Annotated in this window: 23 protein-coding genes; 16 read left to right on the plus strand and 7 right to left on the minus strand. The window is 59.8% G+C overall.

Annotation, left to right across the window (positions count from 1 at the left end):
- Positions 1-61 precede the first annotated feature (61 nt).
- From RGCCGE502_RS13245 to RGCCGE502_RS13255, 3 genes are all read left to right on the plus strand, one after another.
- Positions 62-976, plus strand: a complete 915-nt coding sequence (locus RGCCGE502_RS13245; RefSeq protein ID WP_016554677.1) for a DMT family transporter — start codon at positions 62-64, stop codon at positions 974-976.
- Positions 977-1,441: 465 nt separating this feature from the next.
- A complete protein-coding gene (locus RGCCGE502_RS13250; RefSeq protein WP_007534130.1) occupies positions 1,442-1,657 on the plus strand; it encodes a cold-shock protein in 216 nt (71 codons plus the stop codon).
- A 141-nt stretch (positions 1,658-1,798) separates the two neighbouring features.
- The gene (locus RGCCGE502_RS13255; RefSeq protein ID WP_016554678.1) at positions 1,799-2,209 is read left to right on the plus strand and encodes a BA14K family protein; all 411 of its coding nucleotides are present in this window, start codon (positions 1,799-1,801) and stop codon (positions 2,207-2,209) included.
- A 63-nt stretch (positions 2,210-2,272) separates the two neighbouring features.
- On the opposite strand, the gene RGCCGE502_RS13260 is transcribed toward RGCCGE502_RS13255, so the two are convergent.
- Complete coding sequence (locus tag RGCCGE502_RS13260; RefSeq protein ID WP_016554679.1) at positions 2,273-2,920, minus strand: MBL fold metallo-hydrolase; 648 nt, start codon at positions 2,918-2,920, stop codon at positions 2,273-2,275.
- Between the two features lie 234 nt (positions 2,921-3,154).
- Between RGCCGE502_RS13260 and RGCCGE502_RS13265 the strand changes: the two genes are divergently transcribed.
- The 6 genes from RGCCGE502_RS13265 (at position 3,155) to RGCCGE502_RS13290 (ending at position 7,847) form a co-directional block, all read left to right on the plus strand.
- Positions 3,155-3,763, plus strand: a complete 609-nt coding sequence (locus tag RGCCGE502_RS13265; RefSeq protein WP_016554680.1) for a DUF1236 domain-containing protein — start codon at positions 3,155-3,157, stop codon at positions 3,761-3,763.
- A gap of 234 nt (positions 3,764-3,997) precedes the next feature.
- Positions 3,998-4,264, plus strand: coding sequence for a hypothetical protein (locus RGCCGE502_RS13270; protein ID WP_016554681.1), 267 nt, complete (start codon positions 3,998-4,000; stop codon positions 4,262-4,264).
- A gap of 387 nt (positions 4,265-4,651) precedes the next feature.
- Positions 4,652-5,149, plus strand: coding sequence for a MarR family winged helix-turn-helix transcriptional regulator (locus RGCCGE502_RS13275; RefSeq protein WP_016554682.1), 498 nt, complete (start codon positions 4,652-4,654; stop codon positions 5,147-5,149).
- Complete coding sequence (locus RGCCGE502_RS13280; protein WP_016554683.1) at positions 5,150-5,851, plus strand: response regulator; 702 nt, start codon at positions 5,150-5,152, stop codon at positions 5,849-5,851.
- A 28-nt stretch (positions 5,852-5,879) separates the two neighbouring features.
- On the plus strand, positions 5,880-7,259 hold the full coding sequence (locus tag RGCCGE502_RS13285) for an ATP-binding protein (protein WP_016554684.1): 1,380 nt from the start codon (positions 5,880-5,882) through the stop codon (positions 7,257-7,259).
- A gap of 12 nt (positions 7,260-7,271) precedes the next feature.
- On the plus strand, positions 7,272-7,847 hold the full coding sequence (locus RGCCGE502_RS13290) for a DUF1349 domain-containing protein (protein ID WP_016554685.1): 576 nt from the start codon (positions 7,272-7,274) through the stop codon (positions 7,845-7,847).
- Here RGCCGE502_RS13290 and RGCCGE502_RS13295 read toward each other — a convergent pair whose 3' ends face one another.
- The 4 genes from RGCCGE502_RS13295 to RGCCGE502_RS13310 all read right to left on the minus strand — a co-directional run bounded on the left by RGCCGE502_RS13295 (position 7,848) and on the right by RGCCGE502_RS13310 (position 10,175).
- Positions 7,848-8,189 (minus strand): tRNA-binding protein, encoded by a 342-nt coding sequence (locus RGCCGE502_RS13295; RefSeq protein WP_016554686.1) that lies wholly within the window; start codon positions 8,187-8,189, stop codon positions 7,848-7,850.
- Between the two features lie 13 nt (positions 8,190-8,202).
- On the minus strand, positions 8,203-9,021 hold the full coding sequence (gene proC, locus RGCCGE502_RS13300; protein ID WP_016554687.1) for a pyrroline-5-carboxylate reductase: 819 nt from the start codon (positions 9,019-9,021) through the stop codon (positions 8,203-8,205).
- Positions 9,022-9,522: a type III secretion system chaperone family protein gene (locus RGCCGE502_RS13305; RefSeq protein WP_007789996.1), complete on the minus strand. Its 501-nt coding sequence runs from the start codon at positions 9,520-9,522 to the stop codon at positions 9,022-9,024.
- Between the two features lie 392 nt (positions 9,523-9,914).
- The gene (locus RGCCGE502_RS13310) at positions 9,915-10,175 is read right to left on the minus strand and encodes an accessory factor UbiK family protein (protein ID WP_007534115.1); all 261 of its coding nucleotides are present in this window, start codon (positions 10,173-10,175) and stop codon (positions 9,915-9,917) included.
- A gap of 279 nt (positions 10,176-10,454) precedes the next feature.
- On the opposite strand from RGCCGE502_RS13310, the gene lgt reads away from it, so the two are divergent.
- From lgt to RGCCGE502_RS38895, 7 genes are all read left to right on the plus strand, one after another.
- Complete coding sequence (gene lgt, locus RGCCGE502_RS13315) at positions 10,455-11,336, plus strand: prolipoprotein diacylglyceryl transferase (RefSeq protein ID WP_176705695.1); 882 nt, start codon at positions 10,455-10,457, stop codon at positions 11,334-11,336.
- 25 nt (positions 11,337-11,361) lie between these two features.
- Positions 11,362-12,462: a class I SAM-dependent methyltransferase gene (locus RGCCGE502_RS13320; RefSeq protein WP_016554689.1), complete on the plus strand. Its 1,101-nt coding sequence runs from the start codon at positions 11,362-11,364 to the stop codon at positions 12,460-12,462.
- Between the two features lie 90 nt (positions 12,463-12,552).
- A complete protein-coding gene (gene pgeF / locus RGCCGE502_RS13325; RefSeq protein WP_016554690.1) occupies positions 12,553-13,347 on the plus strand; it encodes a peptidoglycan editing factor PgeF in 795 nt (264 codons plus the stop codon).
- Between the two features lie 5 nt (positions 13,348-13,352).
- Positions 13,353-14,504, plus strand: a complete 1,152-nt coding sequence (locus tag RGCCGE502_RS13330; protein ID WP_016554691.1) for a M24 family metallopeptidase — start codon at positions 13,353-13,355, stop codon at positions 14,502-14,504.
- Positions 14,505-14,652: 148 nt separating this feature from the next.
- Positions 14,653-15,480, plus strand: coding sequence for a hypothetical protein (locus RGCCGE502_RS13335; protein ID WP_016554692.1), 828 nt, complete (start codon positions 14,653-14,655; stop codon positions 15,478-15,480).
- Positions 15,481-15,586: 106 nt separating this feature from the next.
- Positions 15,587-16,519, plus strand: coding sequence for a ribose-phosphate pyrophosphokinase (locus tag RGCCGE502_RS13340; protein ID WP_016554693.1), 933 nt, complete (start codon positions 15,587-15,589; stop codon positions 16,517-16,519).
- A 247-nt stretch (positions 16,520-16,766) separates the two neighbouring features.
- Complete coding sequence (locus RGCCGE502_RS38895; RefSeq protein WP_244919814.1) at positions 16,767-16,925, plus strand: hypothetical protein; 159 nt, start codon at positions 16,767-16,769, stop codon at positions 16,923-16,925.
- Between the two features lie 26 nt (positions 16,926-16,951).
- Here the strand turns inward: RGCCGE502_RS38895 and RGCCGE502_RS13345 are convergent, their stop codons facing one another.
- Together RGCCGE502_RS13345 and RGCCGE502_RS13350 are read right to left on the minus strand one after the other, a co-directional pair.
- Entirely contained in the window at positions 16,952-17,629 is a 678-nt protein-coding gene (locus RGCCGE502_RS13345; protein WP_016554694.1) for a peroxiredoxin-like family protein, read from the minus strand.
- An 87-nt stretch (positions 17,630-17,716) separates the two neighbouring features.
- Complete coding sequence (locus tag RGCCGE502_RS13350) at positions 17,717-20,962, minus strand: adenylate/guanylate cyclase domain-containing protein (RefSeq protein ID WP_016554695.1); 3,246 nt, start codon at positions 20,960-20,962, stop codon at positions 17,717-17,719.
- Positions 20,963-20,979 lie beyond the last annotated feature (17 nt).

The following is a 20,979-nucleotide window of genomic DNA, read 5'->3' on the forward strand; positions in this document are numbered from 1 at the left end:
TTGCTCAAACGAAAGGCAACTGCTAACGCTCGGCCACACTCTCTCCCGAACCGAGAACGAAATGACGCGCATTCAGGCGAACCTCCTTCTATTGCTTGCAGCTGCCATCTGGGGCGGCGGCTTTGTCGCGCAGTCCACGGCAATGAAGGCGATCGGCCCGTTCTGGTTCATTGGCCTGCGCTTTATGATCGCCGCCGTAGCGGTTCTGCCGTTCATGCTGTTCGAGGCACGCAAGGCGCCGGTTGCGACCGCGCCGCGGCATCTCAAGCTCTATCTGCTGACCGGCCTTGCGCTGTTCGGGGGCGCCGCTACCCAACAGATCGGCCTGCAGACAACGACGGTGACGAATTCGAGCTTCATCACCGGTCTCTATGTCGTCATCGTGCCATTGATCGCCGTCGTTTTCCTACGCCGTTCTCCGCACTGGATCATCTGGCCGGGTGCGCTCATGGCCGTTTCAGGTATCTACCTGCTATCCGGCGGGCAACTCTCGGCAATGACGACGGGCGACCTGCTAACAGTCGTTTGCGCAATATTCTGGGCCGGACAGATCACGCTGGCCGGGATCACGGTGTCCGAGACCGGGCGCCCGCTGGCGCTCTCAACGACCCAGTTTGCCATCACCGGCGCCTGCGCCCTCGCCATCGCTGTGGTTAGCGAGCCAATCAGCTGGGCGGCGATATGGGCCGCTGCCCCCGAGATCCTCTATGTCGGGATATTCTCCTCGGGTGTCGCCTTCTCGCTTCAGATTATCGGCCAACGCTACACCACCCCTTCACAGGCGGCGATCTTCTTGTCCGCCGAAGCGCTTTTTGGCGCCTCGCTTGGCGCCCTGCTGCTGGGCGAAACCATGCCGCCACTCGGCTATGTCGGCTGCGCGCTGATGTTTACAGCGATGCTATTGGTTGAAGTGGTGCCCGAAATAGCGCGCCGTCGCGCTTCCGACAGGTTGAAACCGAGCCCAAATTTGGGTTGAACGCCCGGAAAAGAAAAAAACTTTAGCTTTTACGCAGTCGCGTTAACGTTGCATTTTTGGGAAAATCTGCTCCCAAATTATATTGCTAACGATGTAAACCGTTAAACTCTGGCGCCTAACGACCGATTTTTTGCTTTAAGGGCGTGAAAATGCCGCCCAGAGGGGCTTCTCGGCACAGAGGCGTTAAAAAACTTTTGCTTGCCAAAATTTAATAATCGCAGCACTCTCGCCGTGTTCGGGCATTTTGCGAGCATGGGAAGTCCTTGAGAATGTGCGCGCCGGAGACGCTAAAATTCCGGTCAACCAGTTCCGAGAAAGCGGGCGTCAGTCCCGTGGTGAGCTTGGTTGTGCTAGAGGGGACCTTTTTCTCACATTTCAATAATTGCCTGCTAACGTCTCCGTGAGGAGGCAATATCAGTGATGCTGCCCGTGTGGATGGCGGGCAGAGATAAAAGGACCTGACGCATGGCCGAGACTGGCACAGTAAAATTCTTCAACACCGACAAAGGTTTTGGCTTTATCAAGCCGGACAAGGGCGGCGCGGACATCTTTGTACACATTTCTGCCGTCCAGGCTTCTGGCTTGGCCGGACTGACGGAAAATCAGAAGGTTAGCTTCGACACGGAGCCGGACCGCCGCGGCAAGGGCCCCAAGGCTGTCAACCTGCAGATTGCAGGCTGAGCCTCCAGCCAACGCTGTCAATTCGAGTTGAAGCCCGGCAGCGATGCCGGGTTTTGTCATTCAGCCTGCATTCACCTCGCGGCCCTTACCTTGCCATCATCAAGGTGCAGAACCGGAATCGGTTAAAACAGGGAAAGACAAATGAATAGGTTTGCCAAGGCGCTCCTCATGACGGCAACTGCTGCTGCCCTCACGGTGTCATCGATTGGCGTTGCATCGGCTGGTGATTGGCATCGCCATCATCACGGCGGCGACGACGCGCTCGTTGGCGGCGCTGTCGGTCTTGCAACCGGTCTGATCGTTGGCTCTGCTATTGCCAGCGCCCCGCGCTACGACGAGCCGCGCTACATCGACCCGCCTTATGAGCCGGCATACGAAGACGCTCCCGTCTATCGCGCTGCCCCGGCTCGCTATTATCGTCCGGTTGCCGACGTCGAGCCATGGACCCCGCAGTGGGAGCGTTATTGCTCTTACCGCTACCGCTCCTTCGACCCGCGCAGCGGCACCTATATCGGCTACGACGGTCGCAGCCATTTCTGCACAGCTGGCTGATCGACTAGCTACATAATCGAACACGAAGCGCCGCCTCCCAGCGGCGCTTTTGTTTTTTGGTGATCAGATCCCCTGCAGGAAGGGGTTGCTGCGGCGTTCGTCGCCAATCCGGCTGCCTGGCCCGTGACCGCAAATGAAGCCGACGTCGTCGCCGAGCGGTAAAACTTTGTCCCGGATGGAGTCGATTAGTTGCTGGTGATTGCCTCCCGGCAGATCCGTTCGACCGATCGAGCCGTTGAAAAGGACATCGCCCAGATGAGCGAAATTCTGCGCGCGATTGAAGTAGATGACATGCCCCGGTGCGTGACCCGGAGTGTGATACACCTCGAACTCGTGGCTGCCGAAGGAAACCTTGTCGCCATCCTTCAGCCAGCGATCCGGAACGACGTCCTGCATACCGGGCGGTAAACCATACTTCTGCGCCTGCATCTCAATCCGCTGCAGCAGTGGAAGGTCGTCCTCGTGTGGACCAACGATCTCGATGCCTAAGGCCTCCTTGAGTTCCTTTGCCCCGCCGGCGTGGTCGAGGTGACCGTGTGTCAGCCAAATCGCCTTGATGTTGAGCGCGTTCGCCGTGATGGCCTGCAGGATTGCTGGGACGTCCCCACCGGGATCGACCACAACGCCTTCCTTGGTTTCCGGATCAAATAGGATCGTGCAGTTTTGCTGAAAGGGTGTCACCGGAATAATACCGGCCTGGAGCATGCCCATGAGTGCCTCGCTTGTCTCTATCCCGCGTCCGTATAGTCCGAAACGTCGCGACGCGCAGCCGCGATTTATTGGGCGCAGCGTCAGGTCACGGGAGGCTTACTCCATTCAGCGTTCAGTCACCAGTCGCGATGGAGTTTAACACGTCGATACAATCGTTTACCGGCGAAGGGCAAGCAAGGGGAACCTCGCCATACTCCAAACGTTACCTGCCTGTATGAGACAAGGAGAAACGAGATGACCTTCAAGCGAAATCTATTCCTGGCTGGCGCGATCGTCGTGGGAAGCGCCGGTTTTGCCCAGGCGGAAATGGTTGCGACGGCCATCAACGATCTGAACGTTCGTGCCGGCCCTGGCCCTCAGTATCCCGCTGTCGGCGTAGCGCCGCGCGGCTCGCAGGCAATGTTGGATGGCTGCATCCAGGGAAGCCGCTGGTGCCGGGTTGACGTCGGCGGCGTCCGCGGCTGGGTCTATGCGCAGTATCTGCAAGTCGAGCAGGCTGGCAGCACGGTCGTCGTCGAGCAGCACCAGTCGGAACTTGGCGTTCCTGTCGTGACCTATGAAACCACCGCAAGCGTTGCTGCCGATCCGGCGCCCGGTGACGAGCTGCTTGGACCAGTCGGTTCCGTCGAGGCGATTAGCCCGCCGGAAACAGTCACGACCTACGTCCAAACCAACCCGGCCCAGACCGTGCGTCTTGGCGGTGATGTCGTGGTCGGCGCCTCGGTGCCCAATGACGTGACGTTCCAGGAAATTCCGGACTATCAGTATCGATATGTCCGCATCAATGATCGCCCGGTTCTTGTCGATCCCGGCACCCGTCGCATCGTCTACGTCTACAACTGACCGCGATGCACAAGATGAAAAGGCGCTTTCGGGCGCCTTTTTTGTTGACGGACGCAAGGAAGCTTCCCGCAGGAGTTGCTTTCCATTTCAAATTACATTCAGTCATGATAAGATACTGAAATTCAGACGATATCCCTGCTCCCGGTCGGACGTCGGATCGCCTGTATGGCTGGCGATCTTTTCAGACCGCGCAGCCGGCAGAGGCGTTTTGAGGAAACGCGAAGGAGGGAAATCGTGGAAGCCTTATTGCCTATCATCACACAAGTGATCGCAGGCGCCGTCGGCGGCAATGTCGCAAGCGGCGCGTTGAAGCAGGTTGCAATCAATGCCGTTGCCCGGACGATCGCCGGTGCAATCGGTGGCATCGGCGGCGGCATGCTGCTCAGCATGGTCGGCGGCGAAGCGGCAATGACCGGCCTGATCGCCGATGGTATCGGCGGCCTGATCGGCGGTGGTATCCTGTCGACGATCGTCGGCGCGGTAGCCGCTCGCGCCAGGTAGACAGAGCAACGAAAACGGTCGAGCCTCCAGGAAATCGGCCGCTCTCTTGCCATCAGATCACTCGGCCGCTACCGCGGCCGAGTACATTCCTTTCATGTGGCGTTCGTCAACGGTTCGTGATCGTCGCGAACTTCATCCATCTCGCGCGCCCTGCGCCCGCACGCCATTGCTGTTGATTGTTGTCCCCAATACGTTTTATCCACTCACGTAGGGGAAATTACGCATTGTTGTGAAGTTTGCGAAGTCGGTCCAAATTCCGGTGGAATGGCGTCTTCTTCCGTCTTCGCAACGCGTGGGGAAGCTAGCAGCGCGCGAAGATATGTCGCCGATACTGACATATTCACGAGAGCTTCCCACAAGGTGCGCAACAAGAAAGGAAATGCCAAATTGGCACGCCAGACGAGCCCGAAGGCGGGCAAGCCCGAACCGTTGAAACTGCCGATGGAGAACACGGAAACCATCGATTTTGAGATCATCGAGCTTCTGTTCTTTTCCTATCGTGACTTCGTTTCCGATCCCGACGCCATCTTGGCGGAAATCGGCTTCGGGCGGGCGCACCACCGTGTCGTTCATTTCGTTAACCGCAACCCGGGCATGACAGTTGCCGATCTGCTGGATACGTTGAAGATTACCAAGCAGAGTCTTGCAAGAGTGCTCAAACAACTCATCGATTCGGGGTATATTCGTCAGATTGCGGGGCCCGAAGACAGGCGGCAGCGCAAGCTCTATCCTACCAAGCTAGGGCGCGAGCTTGCTCTTGCTCTGGCAGAGCCGCAATCGCGCCGTATTGAGAGAGCATTCGACGGTGCTTCTCCGGAGGTACGGGAAGGAATAAAGGCCTTCCTCAGGGGTATGCGGAACAGACCAAACTCGAGAGCAGATTGAATGGCGACAAAGACAGTGATTTCGGACGACGCTGCGCACTTGCTTGTTGTGGATGACGACACGCGTATCCGCGCCCTGCTCAACCGCTATTTGACCGAGAACGGCTTCAGGGTGACGGTGGCCGCGGATGGCGCTGAGGCCCAGCGCAAGCTCGCCGGTTTGGATTTCGACCTCATCATCATGGACGTCATGATGCCGGGTGATTCAGGCATCGAAGTGACCAAGGGTCTGCGCACGATCAAGAGCGTGCCGATCATCATGCTGACAGCGCTGGCGGAATCGGGCAGCCGTATCGCCGGGCTGGAGGCTGGTGCCGACGATTATCTGGCCAAGCCCTTCGATCCGCGCGAACTCGTTTTGCGCGTCAACAATATCCTGCGCCGGAATATCTCGAGCGATGCGCCGAAGATCGAACAAGTGATGTTCGGACCATACACATTCTCCCTGACACGCAAGGAACTGAAGAAGGCCTCCGAAGTCGTGCGGCTGACGGATCGCGAGCAGGAAATCATGCTGCTGTTCGCCAAGCGCGCCGGCGATACCATTCCGCGGCATGAGCTCATCGGCAACGATGTCGAGGTCGGCGAGCGCACCATCGATGTGCAGATCAATCGTCTGCGACGCAAGATCGAGGACGATCCCGCAAATCCGGTCTGGCTGCAGACGGTTCGTGGTATAGGATACCGGCTGAGCATCGATTGACAGTCGCAACCCCAGGATCAGCGACCATATGGTGACATTCGACTCCCTTCGGCGCGACGACCGCTCGCCCGCCCGCGGTTGGCGGGCGATGTTGCGCAGATTTCGGTTCTATCTGCCGACAGGACTCTACGTTCGCTCGTTGCTCATCATCATTATCCCGATGGTGCTGCTGCAGTCTGTCGTTGCCGCTCTGTTCATGGAGCGCCACTGGCAGATGGTGACGCAGCGCCTCTCTGCAGCGGTCACGCGCGACATTGCGGCGGTGATCCAGATCATCGAGACCTACCCGCAGGATACGGATTATAGCGAAATCACGCGGATAGCCCGCGACCAGTTGAACCTGCAGATATCAATAGAGCCGGATGGCGATCTGCCGACGCCGCGCACCAAGCCTTTCTTCTCCATTCTCGACGGAATCCTCAGCGACGAACTCAGCGACCAGATCAAGCGCCCGTTCTGGATCGATACGTTGGGCGATTCCAACCTCGTCGAGGTCCGCATAAAGCTCGAGGACAAGATCCTCCGCGTATTGGCAAGACGCAGTTCGACCTACGCTTCCAACACTCACATCTTCATTGTCTGGATGGTCGGTGCTTCGCTGGTATTGATCGGCATATCTATTCTTTTCCTGCGCGGACAGATCCGTCCGATCCTTGCGCTTGCGAACGCGGCCGAAAGCTTCGGCAAGGGCCAGAAGGCTGACAATTTCCACCCGCGCGGAGCGGACGAGGTTCGCCGTGCCGGCCTCGCCTTCATTCTGATGCGCGAGCGCATCGAACGCCAGCTCGAGCAGCGCACGGCGATGCTGACCGGAGTGAGTCACGATCTGCGCACGATCCTGACCCGCTTCAAGCTGCAGCTGGCGCTTGCCGGCGAAAATCCCGATCTGCACGGTCTGAACGACGACGTCAACGATATGCAGTCGATGCTTGAGGCCTACATGGCATTCGCCCGAAGCGAGGTCGAAGAGGATGTCGGCGACATGAAGCTCAGCGACCTTTTCGCGCGAGTGGAGGCAGACTTCGAACTTCACGAGGGCAAGGAAATTACATACGCGATCGAGGGAGACGATGAGATCTCGGTTCGCCCGAACGCCTTCACGCGCCTTGTGACCAACCTCGCCTCCAATGCCCGACGTTACGCCAATACCCTGGACATCAACGCCAAGCACAGCGCCAAGTGGCTGACGATCACTTTTGATGATGATGGCCCGGGCATTCCCGAGAAGAACCGCGAGGATGTCTTCAAGCCGTTCTTCCGGCTCGACGAAGCGCGAAATCTCGATGCCTCGGGCACAGGCCTCGGCCTGGCAATCGCCCGCGACATTGCGCGAAGCCACGGCGGCAATGTCACGCTCGGCGATAGCCCTCTCGGCGGTCTGCGGGCGACCGTCCGCCTGCCCGCGTGAGGAAAGATGACCATGAACACGAACTCAATGACATGGCTGAACCCGCCGCCCCGCTTCGAGATGCGCGGCGAGGATTTGCATGTATGGTCGGGATCAAAGACCGATTTCTGGCAGGGAACTTATTACGGCTTCCATCGCGACGATGGACATTTCTTGCACCAGCAAAGACAAGGTGATTTCACCGCCGAAGTCTGCTTCTCGGGACACTACCAACATCTCTACGACCAGGCGGGCCTCATGGTGCGGGCTGATGCGGCGCATTGGATGAAGTGCGGGATCGAATATACCGATGGCGCCATGCATTTCAGCGTCGTCGTGACCAACGGCAACTCCGATTGGTCAGCCTTCCAGGTCGACCACACATTCGAGCGCATGAGCGTGCGGGTGACCCGGAATGGCGATGCGCTGTTCATTCAATACAGGACGGTTCGCATGGAAGACTGGCGCATGGCACGCCTTGCGTGGTTCGATCCGACATTTGCGGAGGTCGCCGTCGGGCCAGTATTCTGCTCACCGCAACGCGCAGGCTTCGAAGCGGTATTCCACGATTTCGCGCTGGCTGACCCGTTGTCGCGCGAGATCCATTGATCACATGAGCTTCTGGCCGTTTGGCACCGGCCTGTCGGTCGCAGCAAGTACGATCGCACCCGCTTCATCTCCGAAACCGAGCGTCAGGACTTCCGAGCGAACCGGACCGATCTGGCGTGGAGGGAAGTTTACCACACCAAGAACCTGCCGACCGACAAGGCTCTCGGGCGTGTAGTGAACCGTGATCTGGGCTGACGACTTCTTGAGGCCGATTTCGGGACCGAAGTCGATCAGCAGTTTGAAAGCCGGCTTACGCGCTTCCGGAAATGGACTTGCCTCAACGATCGTACCAACGCGAATGTCGACACGCTCGAAGTCGGCATAGTTGATTTCGTCAGCCATCGTCTTGGTGTCCTCAGCCAGCAAGCTCTTCGGCGCGCTTGCGCGCTGCGGCAAGGGCCTTGTCGAAAAGCGGCTGCATCGCATCGTCGGCCATCAGCACGGAAAGCGCGGCAGCCGTCGTACCGCCCGGCGATGTCACGTTCTGCCGGAGCCGCGAGGCGTCGTCGGGGGACTGGTGCAAAAGCTCACCAGCCCCCGCGACTGTTTCCCGTGCAAGGCGCATGGCAAGGTCCGCCTGCAAGCCAAGTTTACGGCCTGCCTCTGCCATACACTCGACGAGATAGAACACATAGGCCGGTCCGCTACCCGACAGCGCCGTCACGGCGTCGATGTCAGCTTCAGTGGGGACCCATTCGACCGGACCGGATACACGCAAGAGAGAATGAACCTGTTCGCGCTGCGCATCAGTGACGCGCGCATTGGCAAACGCACCCGTGATACCACGACCGACCATGGCCGGGGTGTTGGGCATGGCGCGCACCATCGCGGACTCGCCGAGATGCTTTTCAAGGAACGACAGCGTCTTGCCGGCAGCCACTGAAACAACGACGGTTTCCTGCCCCACCGTTTCCTTGACCGGAGGCAGAACGGCATCAATCACCTGCGGCTTGACCGCGAGGAACAGAACGCCGGCCGTCAATCCGGCCGGGGCCGAGGTGACATGGGTCGCACCGGCATCGGTGATCGTCTTCAGCATCTGGTCCGAGGGACCCGGGTCGATAACGACGATAGAAGAACCGGGCACGCCGTTCTTCAGCCAGCCGGAGAGCATAGCGCCCCCCATGTTGCCGGCACCGATGAGAACGACAGGACCTGAAGCTGCGGATGACATTTACGCCTCGCCGACGGTTTCGAAGAGAACCGCTTCCATCGCGCGGTTCGCATCCATGCCGGACCAGATCACGAACTGGAAAGCTTGATAATACGCTTCGCATGTGTCCAGCGCACTAGCGAGCAGAACTTCGACCTGTCGATTCGTCGGCTCGGCACCGCCGGCAAGCAGCAGCGACTGACGGAAAATGATGACATCTTCCTGACGCCACAGATCGAAGTGTCCCATCAGCACCTGGCCATTGATTGCCGCCAAAAGCTTGGTGACTTCATTGACACGCTGTTCGGGAACCTTGACGTCGAAGGCGCAGCCCAGATGCAGCGCCTCGAATTCTTCCATCCAGGAAAAGGAAACGTGGTAGTCGGTCCACTTCCCTTCAACCGTCATCGCAATCTCGTCATCGCCCGACCGCTCGAAAGACCAGTCGTTATTGGCGGCGACGTACTCGATCATATCGACCGGGTTCGACTGACGCTCGACTTCCAATTCCATGAGGCTCATGCAGCACCTTCTTGACCGGAGTGAATGCGAACCAACTTCGTCAACGAGACACAAGGAGAACACACGCAACAGCCGGAACCACCAACCCTGATGACCGTTGAACCGCTACCAGACTTAACGCAGTCAAACCTGCCTGGAGCTTACCAACCGCTTCGAATCATCATTTAAAATCAGTGTATAATGGGCTAGGCGACACGCCAGCCCCTTAGCGCCGTTTTAGGGAACGGCACTGTGGAAAGCTTTTCGGATTTCCATTCAGAAGGAGGGTTTAAATGACTCTGCCCATTGATCTTTTTGGCAGTGTCCACAGGTGGATAACGGCACCTGGTTTTTAGGTCGCAGCCGCGGCGTGTCTCATAAAGGTCACACCACGGCCTGTCTTACAACGGGAATTACTTGCCCTTGGCTGCAAGCTTCTCTTCAAGGGCTGCTATGCGTGCCAGCAGCGCATCGTTTTCATCACGCGCCTTGATCGCCATCTCGCGCACGACCTCGAATTCCTCGCGCTTGACGATATCGAGTGTGTTCAGCCAGCGCTCCGCCTGCGCATTGAAGGCCGTCTCGATTTCCTTGCGCACGCCCTGGGCGGCACCGGCCGCGTCCGTCATCAGCTTGGCGAACTCGTCCATGATGCGGTTTGCTCCAGTCGTCATGGCGGTTTTCTCCCTTTGCAACATACAATTACGACCGTTAGGCCTTTCAGGGAATGAGGTAGGGCTTCGCCAGTAAGGATGCAAGCGCTTTACTCTGGATAAGCCGGTCCGCCCTTTCGCGATCGCCAACAATCGACTTGACCGCTTTTGATCGCAGCGCCATCTTCCGCCCACATCGAGCTTGGCGCGCCTTCAGAAAGTCGCAAAGGACGCCTTGAACAGAACCGCGTCAGACGCCCGATTCCATACCTCGGGCTTGCGCCAGCGAATGGGAAACCCTTGCCGACAGTAGCCAATCTCATGGCGATCATGCCGTTCCCCGAGATCGATCCGATCGCCTTTTCGCTCGGCCCCCTCTCAATTCACTGGTACGGACTTGCCTATGTCGCCGGCATCATGCTCGGCTGGTACTATGCGCGTCAGATCGCTGGAAACAACAAGCTGTGGCCGGGCGATGTTTCGCCTATCACCAAGGTTCAGCTCGACGATTTCATCATCTGGGTCGCGCTCGGCATCGTTCTCGGAGGCCGCATCGGCTATATCCTCTTCTACGATATGCCGGCGGTGATCGAGAACCCGATCCGCGCGATCCAGATATGGAACGGCGGCATGTCGTTCCATGGCGGACTGATGGGCACCACCATCGCCATGGCGATCTTCGCCCGTCGCAACAGCGTACCGATCTGGAGCCTATTCGATATCGTGGCAGCGGTCGTGCCGATTGGCCTGTTCTGCGGCCGCATCGCCAACTTCATCAATGGTGAATTGTGGGGTCGCCTGACGGATGCGCCCTGGGGCATGGTTTTCTGCAACCAATACATCGAGAGGAACAATGGCTATTGCCCTGGCGGCGACTTCGTTCGCCACCCGAGCCAGCTATATGAAGCCGGCCTGGAAGGCATCGTGCTCCTGCTCGTGCTTGCTGTTCTGATTTACGGTTTCCGCGCCCTGAAGAGCCCTGGCTTCATCACCGGCGTCTTCGTCTGCGGCTACGCGCTCTCTCGCATTTTCGTCGAATTCTTCCGTGAACCGGATGCACAGCTGGGCTACCTGCTGGGCACCAATTGGCTGACCATGGGCATGGTGCTTTCCACGCCGATGGTTCTGCTGGGAATCTGGGCCATGCTTCGCGCTCGCCGTCAGGCTGCCCTGCAGCACTGACCGCAGCTGGACAAGAGGGGGATCCATGAGCACCGCGCTCGGTGAGAAGATCAAGGCCATCATAGAGGCGAACGGCCCGATCAGCGTCACGGACTTTTTCTCGCTGTGCCTCGCCGATCCCGAATATGGGTATTACAGGACCCGCGAGCCTTTCGGGCGCTCGGGCGACTTCGTGACCGCGCCGGAGGTCAGCCAGCTTTTTGGCGAAATGATCGGCGTCTTCGTTGTCCATGCCTGGCAGCGCCACGGAACGCCTGCCGGTGTCCGCCTCGTCGAGATCGGCCCCGGTCGCGGCACCATGATGTCGGATATGCTGCGCGTCATCTTCCGCATCGCGCCGCCGCTTTTCGAGGACATGACGGTGCACCTCGTCGAAACGAGCGAGCGCCTGCGCGATATCCAACGAGAAACGCTGGCGTCTCATGGCGACAAGGTCAATTGGCATCAGGGTTTCGATGAGGTGCCGCCGGGATTTGCGCTCATCGCGGCGAATGAGTTGTTCGATGCGATCCCGATCCGTCAGTTCGTGAGAACGCCGGCGGGCTTCCGTGAAAGAATGGTCGGCATCGACGCCGCGGGCGAACTAACGTTCGGCGCCGGCGTGGCTGGGATCGATTCCAGCCTCCTGCCATGGCCGGAAGAGGACGTGCTTCCGGGAACAGTGTTTGAAGTCTCGCCGGCTCGCCAGTCGGTGATGATTGCGATCTGCGATCGGTTGAAGGCATTTGGCGGAACCGCTGTCGCCATCGACTACGGACACCTTGTGAGCGGCTACGGCGATACGCTGCAAGCAGTGCGCATGCACGAGTATGATCCACCGTTGGCGAATCCGGGCGAAGCGGACCTGACGAGCCACGTCGACTTTCAGGCACTGGCACAAGCCGCTGCTTCCGCCGGTGTTCACCTGAACGGTATGGTGCATCAAGGCGACTTTCTCGTCGGCCTCGGCATTCTCGATCGCGCAGCCGCCCTTGGCCGTGACCGTGAGGCACATACGCGACAGATTATCCAGGCAGCAGTCGATCGACTGGCCGGCGAAGGTGAAGGGCGCATGGGCGAACTCTTCAAGGTCCTGGCGGTCTCCGACCCGGCCGTGGATTTGATGCCTTTCCGTTCTGTGGATTGACAGCGCGAGCGCCGCTGGGCCAACATTCAGCACAACCGACTAGGTCTCGCCATCGAGCAATGCGCACAACAATCAATCTTGGAATTTCGAATGAATGAAGCAGCATCTCCGGCACCGATCCAAAGCGCGCTGCTGAAAGAGGCAACCGGTGACGCCATTCTCCATGGCTATTTCACCCGGCAGGGCGGCGTCTCGGATGGCATTTATCGCGGCTTGAACGTCGGCCTTGGCTCAAATGATGAGCGCGTGAAGGTCCAGGAAAACCGCCGCCGCGTGGCAAACTGGTTTGAGTTGCCGGTCGAGCGTCTCGCTACCGTGCACCAGGTCCATTCGCCCGACGTCGTCATCGTCGATAAGGATTATGACGGCGCCCGCCCGGCAGCAGATGCGCTGGTAACGGCAACTCCGGGCATAGCGCTTGGGGTGCTGGCAGCCGATTGCGGACCTATTCTCTTCGCCGATCCGCAAAACGGCGTTATCGGCGCCGCGCATGCCGGTTGGAAAGGCGCCCTTACCGGCGTGCTGGAGAACACCATCGACGCCATGGTCCAACTGGGCGCGAAGCGGGACGCAATTGTTGCCTGCCTTGGCCCGTCGATCAGCCAGGCGAGCTATGAGGTTGGCCCGGAATTCGTGGAGCGCTTTGTCGTGCAGGATCCAACGTACGAGCGCTACTTCGAACCCTCCGAAAAGCCGGGCCACGCGATGTTCGACCTGCAGGCCCTCACCGTCGATCGACTGCGCGCCACTGGCGTCCGGGCCGAGAGCTTAGGTCTCTGCACTTATCCGGACGCCGAACGTTTCTTCTCGTATCGGCGGACCACACATAATAAGGAGCCGGACTACGGCCGGCAGATTTCAGCAATCGCAATCAGGGAGATTTGAGCGGCATGGCCCTGCACTTCGACAGACCCGAATTCGCCGTCCGCCTCGCGCGTCTGACTGACAAAATGCGCGAAGAGAAACTGGATGCCCTGCTGCTCTTCGCCCAGGAAAGCATGTACTGGCTGACCGGATACGATACCTTCGGCTACTGCTTCTTCCAGACCCTTGTCGTCAAGTCCGACGGGACGATGGCCCTGCTCACCCGCTCCGCCGATCTGCGTCAGGCCAAGCACACCTCAATCTTGGAAAACGTCCACATCTGGGTCGACCGCGTGAATGCCGACCCGACCGTCGACCTCCGGAACCTGCTGGTCGAGATGGATCTGCTCGGCGCCAGAATCGGTGTCGAATACGATACGCATGGCATGACCGGCCGCGTTGCCCGAATGCTGGATGCGCAACTGACGTCCTTCGGCCAGATCGTCGACGCATCCTATCTCGTCAGCCGCCTGAGACTGGTCAAGAGCCCGGCCGAGGTGGCCTATGTGGAACGCGCCGCAGTGCTCGCCGACGATGCTCTCGATGCGGCGCTCGGGCTGGCCAAGCCCGGCGCTGACGAAGCGGACATTCTCGCTGCCATGCAAGGCGCGGTCTTTACTGGCGGCGGCGACTATCCCGCCAACGAGTTCATTGTCGGATCCGCCGAGGATGCGCTGCTCTGCCGCTACAAGGCCGGTCGACGCAAGCTCGACGCGAACGATCAGCTGACGCTCGAATGGGCTGGTACATTTGCGCACTATCATGCAGGAATGATGCGCACTGTCGTCATCGGCGAGCCGAGCTACCGCCATCGCGAGCTCTACAATGCCTGCTTTGAGACGATCCAGGCGATCGAGACGGTACTGAAGCCGAGCTACAGCTTCGGCGATGTCTTCGATAAGCATGCGAAAATCATGGATGAGCGCGGCCTATCGCGCCATCGCCTCAATGCCTGCGGCTATTCACTCGGCGCCCGTTTCTCGCCGTCCTGGATGGAGCACCAGATGTTCCATGTCGGCAATCCGCAAGCGATCGAGCCTAATATGTCGCTCTTCGTGCACATGATCATCATGGATTCCGACACTGGCACGGCGATGACTCTCGGGCAGACCTATCTGACGACCGACGACGCACCCCGCGCGCTTTCCCGTCACTCGCTAGACTTCATCAACGTCTAGGCGGGAGACGGAGAAGCGTGGACAGCTCAGAGAGCCAGTCATCCTAATCCGGCGCAAACCATTGCGGACAAGAATCCGGAATTGACACAGACCGGCGCCGGCCTTCATAAAGTGCACGGGGCCCGCACTGGGAAGGATGAAACAAGGGATGACGCGAGTTGCGACTGCGCCGATGCTCCTTGCCTGCTTTGCCCTATCCGCTTGCAACACCACCGACGCGCTCGTTCCGCTGGTCGACATTGGCGATTCCTCCACAAATATGCGTTCATCGCCGGTAACGCAGGGCGACGCGGAACGCATGGCAGGCACGCCGCCGCGCCAGCAGACTTTTGCCTCTCAGCAGCGATCGAACGGATATCATCCAGCTTACAACCAGATGACTTACCGCCGGGGTTCCGGCTCGCCCCCGACAACCATGGAAGCCCAGGCCATGGCGCTCGACAGCAACGGGTCCTCTCCCGTGGCTTCCGCGCCGATAAAGGCGCCGGCGCTGCCTGAGCCCATATCCAACGCTCAGGCCGAGGAAGAGGATATGGTGGAAGTGCCTACTCGCGAGCCACCGCGGCAGCAGACCCAGACGGCGGCGCTGACCGCCAGCTCATCGTCGCGCGGCTCGACCGTTCGCTTCCTGCCGATCATCGGCGCGCCCGTCCAAGCCGTTACGCCGCTATCGCGCCAGCTCGGAGCGGAAGCGCGCTCGCACGGTCTCTCGATCAAGAGCTCGAACGACGGCTCCACTGCCTACATTCTGAAGGGTTACCTCTCGGCCTTTTCCGACAGCGGCAAGGTCACCGTCGTCTATGTTTGGGACGTTCTGGACGGCGGCGGCGCTCGCCTGCACCGCATCCAGGGCCAGGAAAGCATTCCCTCGGATGCGCAGGATCCCTGGGCCGCCGTTCCCGCGTCTGTGATGCAGCAAATCGCCTCAAAAACCATCACCGAATTCTCCACCTGGCGTGACGCCCGTGACGGCTAAGCCACAAGGTTTTTAGAAATATGAGCGCAGATGACGCGTTAGCCCTTGCATTCAGGAGCAAGCTGGCTAAAAAGCGCGGCTATCAGCAGGAAATAGGCGGACCAAGATGAAGGTTTTCGCAGGCAATTCGAACCGGCATCTCGCCGAAGCGATCTGCAGCTATCTCAATGTGCCCTTGGGCAAAGCCAGCGTCAGAAGATTTGCCGATCAGGAAATCTTTGTCGAAATTCAGGAAAATGTTCGCGGCGAAGACGTATTCGTCTTTCAGTCCACGTCGTTCCCGACGAACGATCATCTGATGGAACTGCTTATCATGATCGATGCGATGCGACGCTCGTCCGCGCGTCGTATCACGGCCGTTCTTCCCTATTTTGGTTATGCCCGTCAGGATCGTCGTGCCTCAGGCCGCACTCCGATCTCGGCGAAGCTCGTCGCCAACCTGATTACCGAAGCCGGTGCCGACCGCGTTCTGACGCTCGATCTGCATGCCGGTCAGATCCAGGGCTTTTTCGACATTCCGACCGACAACCTCTATGCCGTGCCGGTCCTGACCCGCGACATCAAGGCGAACCACGATATCAGCAACGTCATGGTCGTCTCACCAGACGTCGGCGGCGTCGTGCGCGCCCGCGCGCTAGCCAAACGCCTCGACTGTCTGCTGGCGATCGTGGACAAGCGCCGCGACCGCCCAGGTGAGTCCGAAGTGATGAATATCATCGGCGAAGTCGAAGGCAAGGACTGCATCTTGATCGACGACATCGTCGATTCCGGCGGCACGCTCTGCAATGCAGCCGATGCCCTGCTCGCTCAGGGCGCCGCTAGCGTTACGGCCTATATCACGCATGGTGTTCTCTCCGGCGGCGCGGTTACCCGCATCACCTCGTCGAAGCTTCGCGAACTCGTCATCACCGACTCGATCCAGCCGACCACGGCTGTACAGTCGGCCCACAACATCCGTGTTCTGAGCACGGCAAGCCTGATCGGCGAAGCGATCAACCGCACGAGCCAGGAAGAGTCTGTTTCAAGCCTGTTTGACTGAGCCGTTACAGATTCTCAGCTGCCTCTGACGTTTAAACTTCCCCGCAAATGCAACTTGCGCTACGATTTGGTAAGAAATCCAGCCGTGGGGAAGAGTCATGACGCTCGCCGGATTCCTATTGACGCGCAAGTTCGCCGTGCTGTCGCTCATCCCGCTTCTTTCTGCCTGCACGGCAGACGTAGGGCCTAGTTATTCGCGCCCATCAATACCCCCTCCTCGCCCGCCGGCCAACCCGCAGATATGCACGATGGAATATGCTCCAGTCTGCGGCCAGCGCGGGCCAAGTGTCCGGACATTCTCGAATGCGTGTCAGGCGCGTGCAGCCAATTTCACCGTCATCAATCGCGGCCAGTGCCGCAGACAGCCGGGCATCACGTTGCGTCCAGCGCAGCCGAATGCTATGTGAACCTGCGGGTATGACGCTGTCGAACTCTAGGCAGCGATATGGGACGCGGCCGACATGACCTCCTCTGGAGCCGGCACACCGAACATATGGCGTCCCTCGTCGGCAACCTCGGTGAAGCACCATCTTACAACGCCATCGCGGTCGAGCAGGAATTCGCCAACCAACTGACCTTCGCCTGTTGCGATCATGCGCTTGTCGTCGTCGGTGAATTCGTAGCCATCGGCATTGTCGAGGAATTCGACAGCCGCCATCGGCGCCATCGGCTCAGGCAAATCCGGGATGTCGACGCGCATGGAGGTGAGCGCATCGAGACTGACTTTGTATGGCCAGACTGTCTCTGATTGCGTGAATTCTATGTTGGGGAGCCCAAAGGCGCGATGCGATACCCTGTCGGGATCGGACGCCGCCACCAGATTGGGCAAGGGGTGATAGCGGAAATACAGGCGGGCTCGGTCGATGGGAGTGTTGACGATCGTCAGGCTCTCGACGCCCTTCTGCTGGAGTTCACCCGCAAGGCTCGCCATTGAGGCAATTTGCCGCCGGCAGAACGGACAGTGGAGCCCCCGAAACAGGCCGACCAGCACGGGCTTCTGCCCGCGGAAGTCGTCAATCGAGATCTTGCCCTGACGGGTGATCGCATCGAGAACGATATTCGGCGCGCGATCGCCGGGCTGCAACGGTCTTTCGCTTCGATTTGCGGGCATGACACCCTCCCTCACTTGCACGTCGGCGAAACGCCGAGCGGAAGAACAAAATAGCGAAAACTCAACACCTTACGTGGCGGCATTGAATCAATCCAGGAAAGGCAGCACGACAAGCGCATCGGGATCCAGCCCGTGCCTGACACAAACGTCCTGGGCGAGCGAAAAGTATCGCTCGGCCTCGGCCATGTCGTCTCTTTCCAGGTTCAAAGTGGCCAGCCCATCATAGCATGGAAACAGAAGCTGTGGTTCGCCGATTTCACGCGCCAGCTGAAGCGCCTCCTCATAATAGGTCAAGGCCAAGGCCGGTTTGCCGTGACATTGATGAATCTGCCCAAGCACGATGAGCGGCACCGCCAAGTGATCGCGCTGATCCAGAGCCCGGTCGATCTCGATGGCCTTCTCCGCCGCAGGCACCCCCTCCTTGGCGCAATTGTCGGTGAAGGTGCAGCAGGCAACAGCGAGATTGGCGAACAGCCGGGCTTGAAAGCCTAGATCGGAAATGCGGGTAGCAACGTCGAGGCCGCGGCGGCAAACATGAATGGCGCGCCCAGGATCGACGATCGTATAGAGCACCCCAAGATTGGAATAGGCGCGGCAGGCTGCCCCAAGAAGACCCGCCGTTTCGGCGACCTCCAGACTTCGTTCGACTTCCCTTACAGCTTCGCGATGCTGCCCGAGTCGGGCCAATGCCACTCCCTTCGTATTCAGCGCCTCCGCGCGCACTTGTGCTGCGTCCCTTGCGACCGGACCACTTTGATCAAAGGCCGCCGTGCTGAGGCAGGATAGCGCGTCGTCAGCCCAGCGCGCAGCCGCGTTCTGGTCGCCCATGCGGAAGGCAAGATGCCCGCGCTCCTGAAGCAGGTGGGCAAGTTCGATAGGCGCATTGCTCTCACTCAGCAACGACGCGGCCTGCGCATAGTCGGCGTCTGCAAGATCGGATCTGCCGGCTGCGAGATTGAGACGACCGAGCTTGCGGAGAATTCGCGCCGCCCCAGTCTGATCATCGCTCTTTTTGAAGATGGCCAGCGCACGCCCGTAGTGATCGCGTGCCGCCTCCCGCTCGCCCGCCGGGCCACAGAGATCGGCAAATCGCTCATAGAGGGTAACCAACTCCAAAGTGGTCTTCGGATGATCCGGAATCGCCGCAAGCGCTTCGCGGTAGAGGCGCATCGCATCGTCATTGGCGTAGGTCTGGCGGGCAAGATCGCCAGCAGCCATGAGGTACCGGATACCCTTTCCCGACTCGTCGGCTCGGCAATAATGACGACCGAGTTGTGCGATGTCCTCAAGCCGAGAGGGTATGCCGTGATGCATCCGCTCGATGGCCGCGCCGATGCGCGCGTGCAACTGCTTGCGGCGCTGTAGCAAGAGGTTGCCATAGATGGCATCGTGCAGAAGTTGCTGTGGAAAGCGATAGGAGATCGCATTTGCCGAGGTAGAACGGGGCGTCTCCTCGAGAATCTCTGCCTCGCAGAGATAGTCCAGCCCTAGTTCGATGCGCGCGGCATCCGACGCAACCGCACGAAGCAGCGCAAGATCGAAACGCGGGCCAATGACCGCAGCCTCCTGCGCCAACAGCTTGACGTCGGGCGGCAAACGGTCGACACGCGCAAGCAGCATCGCCTGCAGGTTCATCGGTATCTCGGTTCCCATCTCAGCGCTGGCGATACACCAGGATCCGCCCTCGGAATAAAGCGCACCTGTTTCGATCAGGGCCCGGACGATCTCCTCGATGAAGAGCGGATTGCCACCCGCTCGTGCGAGAATTCGCGAGCGCATTTCCGCGGGTACCGAACTGTCCGTGCCGAAGAATTGGCTAAGTAGCTCCTGGCCATCCTGAACCGAAAGCGGCGCAAGCCGCATCAGCGTGCGGTTGATCCGGCTCGATTCCAGGCCTTCGCCTTCGGCAACGGAGCGCCCGGTCGTTAGCATCATCAGGCGTGTTCGTTCGAGCCTGTCCAGCACAAACCGCAGCGCCTCGATCGAAGCAGCATCGGCCCAGTGGAGGTCTTCCACAACCAACAACAGCGGGCTGAGCGACAGCCGCTGCTCAAAAATGGTGCGCGTAGCATAGAAAATCTGTCGCCGCAGCTGCTCCGGCTCGACGTGGCGCAGTGCGCCATCGGGATCGCCGAGGCCAAACACATACGAGAGAACCGGCGTAAGGCCGGCAACCTCGCTCTCGCTGAAGCCCAGGTCGATCAGTCCAGACGTCAATAGTTCCGCCGTCCGCTCGGCAGTTTCCCGCTCGGCGATTCCATAGGCGCTGCGCAACACTGATGCGAGCGTGCCGTAGGATTGCTCCCCAAGCGGCGAGCAGACGGCACGGCGCACTACAACCTCTCCGAACCGCTCGGCTTGACTGACCCTCTCCAGGAGCTCACGAACCAGCCTTGACTTGCCGATGCCGGCTTCCCCGATGAGCTGGACGAGTTGGGCGTTGCCGCCGCAGGCAGAATCCAGGCAATCGGACATCCGCGACAGTTCCGCGTCGCGCCCGATGAGTTCGGCGTGGAGGCCCAAGCTCTCCAATCCGCGCGCAGTGTGCGGTGTCTCCATGCGCCCGATCAGACGATGCACCTGCACATTGCCCGTCCTCCCGCGAAGGACCAGAGAGCCGAGATTTTCGAACGCGAACGCATGCCGCGTCAGGCGGTAGGTCACCGGGCCGACCAGGATTTCGCCCGGGCCGGCCAAGCTTTGCAGCCGCTGCGCGGTGTTCACGGTATCGCCGGTCACGGAGTACGACCGGGCGGCAGCAGCACCAAAGCCGCCTGTTACCACTGGCCCTGTGTTGATACCGACATGGAGCTGCAGGGGATCGCCACCGGCCAGGTCCACCCATTTGGCACCGGGGCGCTCCGCCCCCGCAATCATCTCGAGCGCTGCGCAAAGAGCACGATCGGGATCGTCCTCGTGCGCCGTCGGCGCCCCAAACAGCGCCAGCAGCGCATCGCCCACAAACTTGTCGACGAAGCCACCATAAGCCTCCACTGCACGCGTCAGTTCCTCGAACAGCTCGTTCTGCAGAGAGCGCATGAACTCGGGATCTAGTTTCTCGCTGAGCGTTGTGAAACCGCAAAGATCAGCAAAGAGCACGGTCAACGGGCGCCGGTCGGCGGCATCGTCAGGCGTAGATGGATGCGGTAGCGGCTCGACGGGAAGCGCACGAACCTCGCCTCGGCCAAGGGGTGTTCCACACTTCGGACAAAAGGCGAAATCGGGTTGGCAGGCCTCGCCACAGGAGGCGCAGACGATAGGCTGTCTCGCGCCGCACTTCGGGCAGAACGCAAAACTGCTCTCGATCGCAAAACCACAGGCAGCACAATTCATCGGCCCGCCCCTCGGCA

The sequence above is a fragment of the Rhizobium grahamii CCGE 502 genome (assembly GCF_000298315.2).
In the GTDB taxonomy this organism is placed as follows: Bacteria; Pseudomonadota; Alphaproteobacteria; order Rhizobiales; family Rhizobiaceae; genus Rhizobium; species Rhizobium grahamii.